The sequence below is a fragment of the Streptomyces sp. NPDC049597 genome (assembly GCF_040675505.1).
GTDB lineage: Bacteria > Actinomycetota > Actinomycetes > Streptomycetales > Streptomycetaceae > Streptomyces.
The window spans coordinates 14,812-27,658 of record NZ_JBFAOY010000031.1; the positions used below are offsets into that span (position 1 = coordinate 14,812).

General features: G+C 69.1%; 11 protein-coding genes and 5 pseudogenes. 11 read left to right on the forward strand and 5 right to left on the reverse strand.

Annotated elements, in window-relative coordinates:
• Positions 1-813 precede the first annotated feature (813 nt).
• The 3 genes from AB0K02_RS27775 to AB0K02_RS27785 all read left to right on the forward strand — a co-directional run bounded on the left by AB0K02_RS27775 (position 814) and on the right by AB0K02_RS27785 (position 2,142).
• Entirely contained in the window at positions 814-1,068 is a 255-nt protein-coding gene (locus AB0K02_RS27775; RefSeq protein ID WP_365995268.1) for a DUF1778 domain-containing protein, read from the forward strand.
• The gene (locus AB0K02_RS27780) at positions 1,065-1,451 is read left to right on the forward strand and encodes a fic family toxin-antitoxin system, toxin component (RefSeq protein WP_365995269.1); all 387 of its coding nucleotides are present in this window, start codon (positions 1,065-1,067) and stop codon (positions 1,449-1,451) included. The genes AB0K02_RS27775 and AB0K02_RS27780 overlap by 4 nt, the downstream gene beginning before the upstream one ends.
• 277 nt (positions 1,452-1,728) lie before the next feature.
• Entirely contained in the window at positions 1,729-2,142 is a 414-nt protein-coding gene (locus AB0K02_RS27785; RefSeq protein WP_365995270.1) for a hypothetical protein, read from the forward strand.
• 192 nt (positions 2,143-2,334) lie between these two features.
• Here AB0K02_RS27785 and AB0K02_RS27790 read toward each other — a convergent pair.
• Both AB0K02_RS27790 and AB0K02_RS27795 read right to left on the reverse strand, forming a co-directional pair.
• Positions 2,335-2,841, reverse strand: a pseudogene (locus tag AB0K02_RS27790) (hypothetical protein); the annotation flags it as partial.
• A gap of 310 nt (positions 2,842-3,151) precedes the next feature.
• Positions 3,152-3,502 carry a helix-turn-helix domain-containing protein gene (locus AB0K02_RS27795; protein WP_365995271.1) on the reverse strand — a complete coding sequence of 117 codons (351 nt, stop codon included), beginning with the start codon at positions 3,500-3,502 and terminating at the stop codon, positions 3,152-3,154.
• Between the two features lie 64 nt (positions 3,503-3,566).
• On the opposite strand from AB0K02_RS27795, the pseudogene AB0K02_RS27800 reads away from it, so the two are divergent.
• The 8 genes and pseudogenes from AB0K02_RS27800 to AB0K02_RS27835 form a co-directional block, all read left to right on the forward strand.
• Positions 3,567-3,785, forward strand: a pseudogene (locus AB0K02_RS27800) (LLM class flavin-dependent oxidoreductase); the annotation flags it as partial.
• 62 nt (positions 3,786-3,847) lie between these two features.
• Positions 3,848-3,979 carry a hypothetical protein gene (locus AB0K02_RS27805; protein ID WP_365995307.1) on the forward strand — a complete coding sequence of 44 codons (132 nt, stop codon included), beginning with the start codon at positions 3,848-3,850 and terminating at the stop codon, positions 3,977-3,979.
• Between the two features lie 91 nt (positions 3,980-4,070).
• Complete coding sequence (locus AB0K02_RS27810; RefSeq protein ID WP_365995304.1) at positions 4,071-4,721, forward strand: NAD(P)H-dependent oxidoreductase; 651 nt, start codon at positions 4,071-4,073, stop codon at positions 4,719-4,721.
• Between the two features lie 215 nt (positions 4,722-4,936).
• Positions 4,937-5,197: pseudogene (locus AB0K02_RS27815) on the forward strand (glycoside hydrolase family 15 protein); the annotation flags it as partial.
• Positions 5,198-5,817: 620 nt separating this feature from the next.
• The gene (locus AB0K02_RS27820) at positions 5,818-7,050 is read left to right on the forward strand and encodes a beta-propeller fold lactonase family protein (RefSeq protein WP_365995272.1); all 1,233 of its coding nucleotides are present in this window, start codon (positions 5,818-5,820) and stop codon (positions 7,048-7,050) included.
• 351 nt (positions 7,051-7,401) lie between these two features.
• The gene (locus tag AB0K02_RS27825; protein WP_365995274.1) at positions 7,402-7,776 is read left to right on the forward strand and encodes a hypothetical protein; all 375 of its coding nucleotides are present in this window, start codon (positions 7,402-7,404) and stop codon (positions 7,774-7,776) included.
• Complete coding sequence (locus tag AB0K02_RS27830; RefSeq protein ID WP_365995275.1) at positions 7,769-9,289, forward strand: caspase family protein; 1,521 nt, start codon at positions 7,769-7,771, stop codon at positions 9,287-9,289. Before AB0K02_RS27825 ends, AB0K02_RS27830 begins: the two co-directional genes overlap by 8 nt.
• A gap of 561 nt (positions 9,290-9,850) precedes the next feature.
• Positions 9,851-11,340, forward strand: a pseudogene (locus AB0K02_RS27835) (dienelactone hydrolase family protein).
• 334 nt (positions 11,341-11,674) lie between these two features.
• Here the strand turns inward: AB0K02_RS27835 and AB0K02_RS27840 are convergent.
• The 3 genes and pseudogenes from AB0K02_RS27840 to AB0K02_RS27850 form a co-directional block, all read right to left on the reverse strand.
• A complete protein-coding gene (locus AB0K02_RS27840) occupies positions 11,675-11,836 on the reverse strand; it encodes a hypothetical protein (protein WP_365995276.1) in 162 nt (53 codons plus the stop codon).
• A gap of 15 nt (positions 11,837-11,851) precedes the next feature.
• Positions 11,852-12,098 (reverse strand): annotated as a pseudogene (locus AB0K02_RS27845) (S24 family peptidase); the annotation flags it as partial.
• A 195-nt stretch (positions 12,099-12,293) separates the two neighbouring features.
• Positions 12,294-12,584, reverse strand: coding sequence for a hypothetical protein (locus tag AB0K02_RS27850; RefSeq protein WP_365995277.1), 291 nt, complete (start codon positions 12,582-12,584; stop codon positions 12,294-12,296).
• Between the last annotated feature and the right edge of the window lie 263 nt (positions 12,585-12,847).

Sequence of the window (12,847 nt, forward strand, 5' to 3'; positions counted from 1 at the left end):
GCATCGCTGTGCCTCGTGTTCGGCGGCGCGCGCAGGCGGGCCATGATTCTATTGGCCGGTCCCGCCTCCGCCGTTGCGGCATTCGGATTCGAACTCGCGGCGCGCCTGTCACGGGCCCGCTCCTCGGTCTCCAGGCCGTACAGCACGAAGTGCACCGGTCCGACGGAGTAGTCCGGGCGATTTTCGCGGAGCGGACCAGACGGATGGCTGCAGCGCGGACGGCGTCATATATCGAGTCGTCGATGACGTGCCGCGGGGCGGTGAGCGCATCAGCTGTTACCGCCCAGCACTGGGCCTGGTGCTCGACGGCGACGAACACGGCACCCTGCTGCTTGGCCCGTTGGCAGGCGGCGTTGAACCCGTCAAGACTCCTCGCGTCCGGGATCAGGTCGGCGGGACAGGGCACCGGCAACAGATGCAGGCCCCACCCCACCATGCCTGGAACCCTTCGCGGGCCCGCATTTGCGCCCTGGAAGCGCCGGTTGGGGTTTGCTCGCCGGGGCGGGCCGTCAACGGCGCTCCGCCGTACTGCGGGTGTGCGCCGCTCGAGCCACCGCTCGCAGGGGCGCCGTCCGGGCACTGGCCCTGATCCACGGCGCTCGCGCTGGCGCGGGCCGGCGTAGAGGCAGGGTGCGAGCTGCGGCGTCGAGGAATTTGGTCGCCGGCACATCCCAGGGTCGTCGACGCCCAGAGGCCCGTTTCGCTCACCTGGACGCCGGCCTTGGCGGTGGCCGGCGCGCAGGTCAGCACCCGGCGCCTGCCCCTCGCCCCCAGTGCGGCGGTCGGGAGGGCGGCCGGGCGGGACGTTCAGCCATGAACCTGCGCTTCCCGGACCCCGAGCAGCGGGCCGTAATCGCTGCCGCCGCAGCCCGGGAAGGGGTGAGCCTGCAGGAGTACATCCTCTCCGCCGCCTACACGCGCGCGACCGCGGTCGAGCAGCGGTTCCTCGACGGCTTCAAGGAGTCGATGGCCCGCAGCGCCGCCGCCTTCGCCGCCGAGCCCAGCAGCACCGACCCCTCCGCGGAGCAGCGGGCCGCCGAGCAGCGGGAGCGGGGCCAGGCCGCGTGACCGAGCCCGCACCGCACCATCCGCTCGAGGTCACCTTCCTGCTGCACGCCGCCGAACTCCTTCCCGGCGACCCCCAGGTCGACGACCTGGGCCCCCTGTTCGCGGCCGCCGCGCGGGTCAACGCCCGATCCATGGAGCACGACATCTACAGCTCGCTGCACTTCAAAGCCGCCGCGCTGCTTCAGACCCTGGCGAAGCTGCCCTGCCTCGAGCACTCGAACGAGGCCTTCGCCTGGCACTCCACCGAGGCCTACCTCGCCCTGCACGGCCGCCGGCTCGAGTACGCCCCCAAAGCCGCCGTCATCCTCGTGCGTGACGTCGCAGCCGGGACACTCAGCATCCCGCGCATCGTCCGCCAGCTCCGCGGCTGGAGCCTCGCCTGACGATGAGGACGCGAGCAGGCCGATAAGCGGCCGCTGACAGCACTTGGACAACAGCGAGAGCCTGGCGCCGACGCGCGGCCCGTGCCGCGAGGCATCAAGCGTGACGGGCAGCCGTCACAGAATCGAGCCGAACTGGCCGTTGACGGCTCGACGTCACGCTCATCGCCGCAACTCACCAGGGGCTGTCCGTTGTGCTGTCTCATCGGCCGTTCTCACCGAAGTTCGACGACCTTCCTCGTCTCAGCGGGGGTGGATCAGGCCGCGTACCCTCGGCTGTGTGCCTCGCCGTTCCAAGAAGCCCCGCCGACTGGTCGCCGACGGGCGCGTGTACATGTGGACGATCCGCCACAGTCACCGTAAGGACGGCGAGGGCCGGTCCGTGGACTGCCGCCAGACCCTCACCTTGTCCCCGCAGCCAGCCGGCAGCGGAGGCCCGCTGCGCATCGTCTTCGCCGACGGGCCGGGCCGGTACGTCCCAGGCGGTGCCCCCATGGGCTCCGGGGACGTGGGCCTCACCCGAGGCGAGTCCCTGAACCTGCACGAGCCGGGCGCTGTCCGGGCCCTGCTCGACGTGGCGCTGGCCCGCGGGTGGCAGCCTGGGGAGCGGCGGGCGGTGGAGGTCGACGGCTGGCTCCTGCTCGAGGCGGCGGCCGCCGTGCGAGCCGGGGATGCCGACCCCGCGAGCCCATAGGGACCCGATGGCGATCCGGGACGGGACACGTTCCCGGGCACAAAGCCCAGGGCCGGGGGCCCTCAGTTCCTGCCCGGGCCGGTGTCCTTCCCGGGCTCCACGGCCGGAGCTGTCTCCCTGACCATCAGCACCCGGGTGGGCGGCTGCTCTGCCTCCGGGGCCCGCTGCCATCCCCCGGCCCGTCCAGAACCGCAGCGCGTCCGTCCTGCCGGGCTCGACAAGGAGACAGACACGGCCATAGCCACGGGCCGCCAGGGCCCCGATCACATGCTCTTCCATCTGCGCGCCGTACCCCCGGCCCCGGCGGCCGCACCGCGTGATCAGATAATCGAGGTACACCGGATACGCCACGCCGCCCACCCGCCGCTGCCCCCGGCGTGACGGAAGCTGGGTGACCGCGACAGCCACCACCGTGCCGCCGTCCTCCAGCAGCCACACACCGAACTCCGGATGGCCGTCGGCATGGTCCGGTCCTGCAGGCGCTCCTTCCACTTCTCTTCGGCCGCAGCACCGCGCTCGTGAGGCCACTCCATGCCGAGGAGATCCCGTACCGTCGACAGATCGGCCGTCGTGGCCGGACGCGGCAAAGCCATACAGCCAGTGTCCCGCAACAGGCGGGCACTCCCCCGCCGTTGACGGCCGCCGCCCGGGCGGTGGGCCTCCGGTGGCCGCAAGGCCGGGCCGCCGCACTGAGATCACCAAGGCGAGGTGGAAGCTGGCGCATCGCGGGCTTCACCCCGTGGGCCCGCCCGCATCCACGTTGGGCTCGTCGGAGCTGGCGGGGCGGTGGTGCATCTCCGCACCCCAGGCCAGCCGGACGGTCCGGTCAGCCTGCGCACACGGACGGCTCAGCCTCCGCATTTCCAGCATTGGATCGAACGTCACCGCACGTCCCCCCGCCATGGCCGCCGGACCGGCGGATCTGTGCGGTCAGAGCACCAGCCCCGGCCTGAGCGCCTCCGTATCGGCGGAGTGAGTGCGCGCGCCTTTGTCCACGCGTATCCGGACACTACGTCGACGACGGAACCCGCCCCGCACCCCTGGGGCCGGAGCGATGCATGCTCCACTGCGCGAGCGGCAACAGGGCGTTCACCAGTGCCTGACCGTCCGGGGCCAGCTGATAGCGGATCTGTACGGGCGTCGTGGGGATGACGGTGCGCTCGATGAGGCCCGCGGCCTCGAGTTCCTTCAGACGCTGAGAGAGCAGCCGGTCGGAGATGCCGTCGATCATCGCACGGTATTCGCCGAAGCGCCGGGCGCCCTGGGCGGCAGCCTGCAGTACCGAACCCGTCCAGCGGCGCCCGACCATTTCGAGGGTGCCCTCGAAGCTCGGGCAGGTGTCGTCATGAATGGAGTTCACTTACAAAAGGTTAGCACCTTACCCATCGTTTTGCCGACGCGGCGGTCCAGCCCAGCCTGGACTCATGACCGACTACGGACACCGACTCTCCTTCGGAGCGAGCCTCGACCCCTCCGCCGGGACATGGACCCTGACCCGGCGCCTCGCGCGCACGGCGGAGGACTCGGGCCAGGACCACCTCGCCGTCCAGGACCACCCGTACCAGCCCGGCCGCCTCGACGCCTGGACCCTGATCACCCACTTGTCGGCGGTCACCGACCGCATCTCCTTCCTCACCGGCGTCGCCGACCTGCAACTGCGCCTGCGGCTTGGCGCCCCCTCGCCCCGGACACCGACGGCGCCTACGTGCACGTCGAGAGCGCCCCCGCCGAGGCGACGCTCGCCCGCGCCTACCCGGGACCGACCGGAATCCGCCTCACCGACCTGTGGAAGCGCTACGACCCCGACGGCGTCCTGCGCCCCCGGCCACCGGCCTGAAGGCCGGCCGCCCCACCTCACCGACCACGAGCCCGCGGCACCCGCCGCGAGCGACCGCCCTGTCACGTCACCCAGAAATTGGAGACACTCCATGGCCACGTTGCTGCACATCGACTCGTCCGTGTTCCCGGGCGGCGCCTCCGCCTCCCGCGCCGTCACGGAGACCTTCCGCAAGATCTGGGAGGAGCAGCACCCCGAGGGCGCGGTGATCTACCGCGACCTCTCCGCCGACCCGGTGCCGCACATCACCGTCCACGCCCACACGGCCGGGTTCGCCGATCCGGACACCCACACGCCCGAGCAGGCCACCGCCTTCGCCGAACGCCTGGAGCACATCGAGGAGTTGGAGCGTGCGGACGCGGTGCTGATCGGCGCGCCGATGTACAACTACACGATCCCCTCGACCCTCAAGGCATGGCTGGACAACGTGATCCTCTTCGGCCGCACCTCGGGTGAGAACCCCTCCGCCAAGGGCACCCCGGTCACCGTCGTCGCCAGCCGCGGCGGCTCCTACGCGCCCGGCACCCCGAAGGAGCCCTACGAGTACGTGCAGAATTACCTGACGGCGACCCTGTCCGGCATGCTCGCCCTCGACCTCGACTTCATCGTCCCGGAACTCACCATGGCCCCGCACATCCCGGCCATGGCCGAACTGGTGCCGCTCTTTGAAGCCTCCCGCGACCGCGCCTTCCAGGACGCGGCCGTCAAGGCCAAGGCCCTCGCCGAACGCCTCGCCGCGTAACCCACGAGAACGCCGTGTGCGTCCCTGCCACCGGGACACCGCACGGCGTTCTGACTGAAGGCCTCGACACGCCGGGAGCTGCGTATGTCGGCGGTCGATGAGCGTGCGGTTGGCCGGTGGGGGCCGCCTAGACCGAGGCCGAGGAGGACGCTCGCAGATGGTGCGCGACGGCCCTGTTGGTCGCGCCCACCGACCCGCGCTGGATCGCGACCGCGGAAGCATCGCCAGACGGGCTCGCCGGCACGGAGGCAACCTTCTCGATGTGCTCCTTCTGGTGGGTGGAGGCGCTCGCCCGAGCCGGTCGGCTCGACGAGGCGCGGCCGGCCTTCGAGAAGATGCTCACCTACGCGAACCATCTCGGGCTCCTCTCGGAGGAGATAGGTCTGGCGGGCCAGCAACTCGGCAACTTCCCTCAGGCGTTCACGCATCTGGCGCTGATCAGCGCCGCCTACAACGTCGATCGCCAGATCGGATGAGCGTCCCGGCTCGGGGAAGGCGCTTCTCCAGGGCGGGGAGTCACTCGGTGCACAGGGAGAACACCGCCCATCGCTCTTGAAGCGATACCGACGGATCCAGTCCTGACCACATCGCGGGCAGATCGGTCGTGGCGTGCGCATGCCCATCGGGGTACGTCGCCCCCATGCGAACTGTCGGCAGGGTGGTCACTGAGGTCTGCGGACTTGTCACACGATCAATCCGTTCGGCGGCCCCTGCCTGGCAGGGGCACCACCGGACACCAAAGGATGCTGTCGACGGCCGAGCCGAACGGCAGGCGAGCACAGCCCGAGGCCGCCGAATCGAAACCGACGCAGCAGGCACCAGGAGATGCGATGTCCCCCACCCGAGAAAGCCATGAGCGCGCGGCGGATGGCTGCGGAAGATGGAGAGCGAAGCAGTCCCCGAAGGGGCGACACGCACGGCTGGCGCGGGGCCAGCAACAAACGGCTGCCGCCGTGACCGGCCCGTGGCGGTGCGTCGCATGAGGAGCGAGGCCACCACAAGGAGGAACCGAAGCCGATCCGCCATTGCCAGATGGTGGCTGAGAGTCGGCATCGCCCTGGCCGGCGTTGTCATCGCGGCCGGGCTCTCGGCACCCATGGCGGCGTCATCGCCACCGCCCACCGGCCAGACTGCACCATTCGCCTACCAGACGACGCAGCTCGTCTATGTCACCAACTTGGTCTCGGACAGCGTGTCGGTGATCGACACGTCCACCAACACGGTCGTCGGCACCGTAACCGTCGGCGACGGCCCGCGGGGCGTGGCGGTCACTCCGGACGGCGCCCGCGCCTATGTGACCAACTCGGATTCGGACAACGTGTCGGTGATCGACACGTCCACCAACACCGTCGTCGCCACCGTAACCGTCGGCGACGGCCCGCAGGGCGTGGCGGTCACTCCGGACGGCGCCCGCGCCTATGTGACCAACTCCGATTCGGACAACGTGTCGGTGATCGACACGTCCTCCAACACCGTCGTCGCCACCGTAACCGTCGGCGATGATCCGCGTGGCGTGGCGGTCACTCCGGACGGCGCCCGCGCCTACGTCACCAACTTCTTCGACGACAGCGTGTCGGTGATCGACACCGCCACCAACACCGTCATCGCCACCATCGACGTCGGTAACCTTCCGAGTGGCGTGGCGATCAGCCCCGACGGCACCCGCGCGTACGTCACCAACTCCGGCTCGGACAACGTGTCGGTGATCAACACGTCCACCAACACCGTCATCGCCACCATCACCATCACCATCGGCGTAAGTCCGACGGACGTGGCGATCACCCCGGACGGCACCCGCGCCTACGTCACCAACCTTGGCGACACCTCTGGAGGCGTACAGAACGTGTCGGTGATCGACACCGCCACCAACACGGTCATCGCCAGCATCACCGTCGGCAACGGCCCTCAGGGCGTGACAGTCACCCCGGACGGTGCCCGCGTCTACGTCACCAACTCATTCGACGACAGCGTGTCAGTGATCGACACTGCCACCAACGAGGTGACAGGGCCCCCCATCAGTGTGGGCGACGGTCCGACGGACGTGGCGATCGCCACCATCGGGACTCCGCCTCCGCCTCCCCCCTCGGACCGTCGAGGAAGAGTGGTCTCCAAGAAACCCCTGAAGGTGCACGAACGTCCCGCCAGGCGCTCCCCCGTGGAGGGCAGCCTCCGCCCCGGCGAGGTCGTAAGGATCGAATGCAAAGTCGACGGCCACCGGGCCAAGGGCAACGACGCCTGGTACAAGCTCGCTTCGGAGCCGCGCGGATGGGTTCCCGCCCGGCACGTGAAGGTCCTGGACCCCCCGATCCCCCGATGCTCTGACAACTGAGCGCCACCGTGCCGCCCCGGCCCGCTTCCTCTTTGCCGGGGGCGGCACGATGCATGAGGCAGATCAGCGACGCGCATGTGGCAGGGCCGGGGCTGGCCGCGGCGATGGGGGAATTGCGCCGGCCTCCCGTACGACCCACGAGCCCGGCGAACCCGGCGTCGGGCGCGGTGCCCAGTACCGGCGGCACGGCGCAGTCGATGACGGCGCGGGCGATGCAGACGACCGACTCCATCCCTGGGATGCGCTGGGCTCCATATCGTCGGTTTCCCCAACCACCCTCCATTGCAAGGCATTTGTGGCATGCTCAGCCTTTTGCGGTGTCTTCTGGGGGAGAGTATGAACCATTCGCCCATGAACGTGCGGTTGGCGTTGAACGATCCTGCGGGTCCCGAGGTTTCCGACCGGGACATGACGTATCTGATCGAGGAGATACGCGATCTTGATGTCCTGTCCCTGGAGCATCCGTCTGCCGAGCAGGCACCGCAGGGCACGCGGGCCGGTGAGCCGGTCCTGTACACCTCGTTGCTGCTGGGTCTGGCTGGTGCGCCCGTTCTCCGAGCGCTGATCGCACTGTCTCAGGACTGGCTGGCGCGCAGGAACAGCGGAACCATCGAGATCAAGCACGGTGACCACGTGCTCCGCGTGACGCATACCGGCCGCGCGGATCAGAAGGCGGCTATCGAAGCCTTCATCGCGCACGCGATGCGAGACTCCGCCGATGGCTAGGCGGGCACTGGTCCTGGCGAACCAGAAGCACGCCGATGAGCGCTTCAGCAAGCTCCCAGGTGCCGCCGCTGACGCGCGGCATCTCACGGACGCCTTGAAGGACCCGGCCATCGGCGGGTTCGAAGTGACCGTGGTGGTCGACGAGACAGCCCGCACCTGGCGCAAGGAGCTCCAGCGGTTCTTCCGGGATGCGGGCATGGACGACGTGCTGCTGGTTCACCTGTCCTGTCACGGGCGCAAGGACACCAGCAACCGTCTGCACTTCATCGCCCGGGACACGGAGTTCGACGAGCTGGAGGCCACCTCAGTCAGCGCCGACTTCCTCGCCGACTGTATGGAGCGTAGTAGGAGCCAGCGCATCGTCCTGCTGCTCGACTGCTGCTACAGCGGTGCCTTCGCCCGCGACATGCGAGCGCGCGGCGAGACCCAGGTGGACCTGAGCGCGGAGTTCCAGGGCAAGGGACGGATCGTGATCACCTCCTCGACCGCCTTGCAATACAGCTATGAAACGGAGAGGTCAAGCCGGCTCAGGAACCAGCCATCGGTGTTCACGTCGGCGATCGTGGCGGGACTGCGCAGCGGCGAGGCGGACCTGGACAAGGACGGGTACGTCACCGTGGATGACTTGTTCGTATATATCACCCGTCGCATACCCGAACAGGTCCCGGACCAGACCCCCACCCTCAGCGTGACCACAGCCGTCGGTCAGATCCTGGTGGCCAAGAACCCCCGCGCCGACGAGCTGGCATTGAACCGAGGGACAGTCCAAGGGCCGTCTCCGGAGGAAGAAGCTCAGTTCGCCCAGGCGGCAAGTCGGGCACGCGAACTGGAGCGGGAACTCGAACGCCACAAGTCGCTGCACGCGCGCATCATGCGTGGACAGGCCCATCTGCTCAGGTGGTTGGCCGTCACAGCAGTGACGGCGTTCGGACTGTGGACGGCATCCCTGTGGTCGGACAGCTTCGTGCTGCCGCGATCAGGTGGTCAGCGAGGATTGGCGCTCTTGGTGTGCGCCGCTGTGGTCACCCTGGGAACCAAGGCGCTAGCGGCCCCACTCATCGCTCTGTCCGTGGCGGTGACCAAGGCAGTCTGGGGGAACCCCAAGCAAATGATGCGTTGGTGGTTTCAGGACGGTCGGCGCGGGTGGGCAGAGAGGCTCATGCGCATACTGGCTTTTTTCGCCGTGTGCTTGACCACCTTCATCGGGTTGACCACCCTTATACCCCTGCTGTCACTCCACATCGCTGGTTCACTGGCCACCCAGATCGGACTTGCTGTCACGCCGCCATCCGGCTGGGACGGGATCCTCGTCCTGTGGAGCATCGACGCCCTGCAATTTCTCTCGGTGGGCGCGCTCAACCTGCTGCTACCCCAGCAAGAGCGAGTGGTGGCGAAGAGCGGCAACGCCATTATCGCTCGGAACATTACGCACGTGGGACCCTTTCATTGGGGCACTCAAACCGTAATGAAGGGAGCGCTCCACACGCTTGACGACTTCCCTCACAAATGGTGAGCCCGTGATCATCAGGTGATCGGCGACAGCCCCTCGGGGACTGCGCGCACCTTGCAGTGGGCTGTGCTCGCTGATGGTGTCGCTCAACCTGGGAGCGTCTGCTCAGCGGGTCCGGGCCGCCGCTGACGCCGCAGGCGAGATCGACTGGGTGTCTGGGTCGACTCCACCATCGTACGGGCGCATCAGCATGCGGCGGGGGCTCGCACCGAAACCCACCGCCGCCTCGGCCTCAAAGGGGGCCGAAGGGCCAGAACATCTGGACGAAACGCCAAGCAGGGCCTGCACGCCCGCCTGGTAGAGGTGGTGCGGCAGGTTAGGGCCTGGGCCGCTCGCGCGGCGGCTTCACCACCAAGCTCCAGCTGAGCGCAGATGCCCGCTGCGCCCGCTATCCCTGATCGTCACGCCAGGTCAGCGGGCGGACTGCACACAGTTCAAGCCGGTTCCGGAGAAGATCCGTGTCCCACTTCGGTTGCACAGGCGATATGCCTGGGTGCGACTCTGGTCGCACAAGGGACGTGCTCGGATTGCGACTGCGGTTGCACACGACTGCGCCCGGGATCGATGCGGCAGCGCGTACCCCGCGCCGAGGATGGCCGGGTGACCGAGACCATCACGGGACTGCAAATGTCCCCCGTGGAAATCCTTGCCTTGCTGGGTGCTGTCGCGCTGGTGGTGGCGCGCTGGCTTCCCCCCGCCGCCCGCCCACGCGTCACGATCGCGGCGGGAGCGCTTTTCGTACCGTCCGCAGTCGTGCTGAGCGTGGTGGGGGTCCGCTGGCAGATGCTGCCGGTACTGGCAGGCGCTGCCTTCGTGTTGCCGTTCGCCGTCTCTCCTCTGCTGCGCCGACATGCCGGCCGGCCGACGAGGCGGGCCCGAAGGTGGCTGGCGTTGCCGGGATCGGTGGCATGCCTCGGTCTGATCGCCACGGGCCTGGTGGCCGCCTGGGCCCTTCCCGTACCCGTGTTCCCCAAGCCGTCAGGCCGCTTCGCGGTCGGCACCCGCGTGATGCAGTGGACCGACCCGCACCGTCTCGAGACCGCCACTGCCGATCTGCACGACCGGCGCACATCGTGGCCCAGCTCTGGTACCCCGCGCAGCAGAACCCCGCGGGTGGGCAGTGGGCCCAGTACCTCGGACGCACGGAGCACGAAGCACGCACCGTCTCCGACGCCCTCGCGCGCTATGCCGGCCTGCCCGGCTTCCTGCTCGACGGCGTCCCGCGTGCCCACACCCATTCGGTCGTCAACGCCCCGGTGGCCGACAGGGGCGGACGGTTCCCGGTCGTGCTGTTCTCCCCCGGGCTGGGGGGAGTGCGCACCCAGAACACCGCCTGGGCGGAGGAACTGGCCAGCCACGGTTATGTGGTCGCCGCCCTCGACCACCCGTACGACTCCGCCGCCGTCGTCCTCAACGACGGCCGAACGATCAACACCAAGATCGCCTCCACCGGCGACGACGACGAGGACGACAAACGGGCCGTCGAAACAACGAGGGTTCGGGCCGCCGACCTCAGCTTCGTCCTCACTCAACTGGGCCGTCTGGACCGAAGCGAGAGCACGGACCCGCTGACCGGACGTCTGGACACCGGCCGGGCCGCGGTGACCGGCCACTCCCTGGGTGGCGGTGCCGCCCTGCAGGCAGCCCGCCAGGACCACCGGTTCGACGCCGTCATCAATCTGGACGGCTACCCCCGCGACCCCAACCTGCGCCCCTTCCACCAGCCCGCGCTCGCGCTCACCCAGGCCATCAGCCCAGAAACCGACCCGCGCTACATACCCCGCCTCACCAAGGTCCTCAAGCTCAGCACCGCGAGGAGCTACCGTCTCACCCTCCCCGGCGCCGCACACCTCACCTTCATGGACGCCCCTCTCTACCTGCCGCCGGTGCCCTCGCTGGCCGGGTCCCTGGGCCGCACCGAGAGCGTGCACGTCGTCGCAGCAGCCACTCTCGCCTTCCTGGACACCACTCTGCGGCACAAACCCGGTGACCTGGCCGGCGTTCTGTCCGCCTACGGCGACCTCAGCGTCCACCGCCCGGGCAACAGCCGCTGATCAGCTGCGCCGCACCAGCTGCGGCTGGTCACCACGAAGGGCATGGCGCCGGCACATCCGGCGGCGGGCATGGGCCGCCTTCCCGTGGAGAGCCGGCGGGATTGGACCCCGCACGACGTGACCGGGCGGGGCCCGCACAGCATGCACGGAAATCAGTCACCAGGGAAGAGGGTGGCTGAAAATCGCGCTGGGCCCAGTACAGCCCGGCACGCCTCGCCGCCTACATGCTCTCCTCCAGCGCGGCCATCAGGTCCACTGTGGCCGCGGCCTCCTCCAGCACGGGCGGCGTGCCGCCGCTGGCCTTGGCCGTGACCAGCTGCTCCAGGGCGTGCGCTTATTCGTCGTGGAGCTCGCGCACCTCGATGCCGGTCAACTCCCCGATCAGGACCTCGGCGAGCTCCAGTTCCCGGCCCGTGACCGGTGCCGAGGCGGCGATGTCACCCGGGTCGCGCAGGGCGCACCGGGCTGCGCCGCCTCTCCACCCGACGTACGACACGCTGTTGCCTGGTTCTCAGAGAGTGCGCAGGACGGCGACCACCTTGCCGAGCATGACCGCGTCGTCGCCCGGAATCGGCTCGTACGCCGCGTTGTGGGGCATCAGCCACACCCGGCCGCTCTCGCGGCGCAGGCGCTTGACGGTGGCCTCCGTCCAAGATGGCAGCGACGACATCCCCGTGGTCTGCGGAGTCCTGGCGGCGGACGGTGACGATGTCGCCGTGGCAGATGGCGGCCTCGATCATGCTGTCGCCGACGACTTGAAACCGACGAGTTCGACGAATCTCGGAGGGCTCACGCCGGGAACCGACGGCAAACTGCGCCGGATCACGCGCGGTCTGGCGTGAGTTCGCGTGCTTTGGAATACGCACCGGTCCAGCTGTCGGCGTACACATGAAAGTGGCCCTGGCAAGATTCCGTGAAGCTGGGGTGTGCCACCGTGCGCCGGTGGCGCTCCGTCACCGGTGGCGGCGCCGGAGCAGGGCCATGAGGATGACGCGGTGGCGGAGCAGCGGGACTCCGGCGCGGCCGGCCATGATTCGTTTCTGGAGTTTCAGGTCGGTGATGCGGCCTTCGTTGACGCCGGAGTTGAACGGGGTGGTGATGCCCTGCACGACTGCGGGCTGGTCCTCGCGGATGGCGTTGGCCAGGCTGGCCAGGGCTGGGAGGCGGGCGGTTGTGAGTTGCTCGAGCCAGTCTGGTAGCGGTGAGGCGTCTTGGGCGTCGAGCATGGCGGCGAACTGACGCACCAGGTCGTGGGTTTCGGTCCAGTACCGGGCAGTGTTCGAGCAGCCGTCTGAGTGCCTCGGCTGCGTGCAGGCTGCGCCGGGATGGCGCGGTGGTGATCCAGCGGGCGACCTGACGGGGTGAGGGTGATCGCTCGCGTGGGGTGTCGATCGGCAGGCCGCGGCGGAGCGGTGCGATGGCCATTGTGACCCGCTGGTAGTGACCGCGGTAGCCCTTGGCGACGAGCTCCTGGTGCAGCACGGTCGCGGTGTGCTCGCCTTCCTCC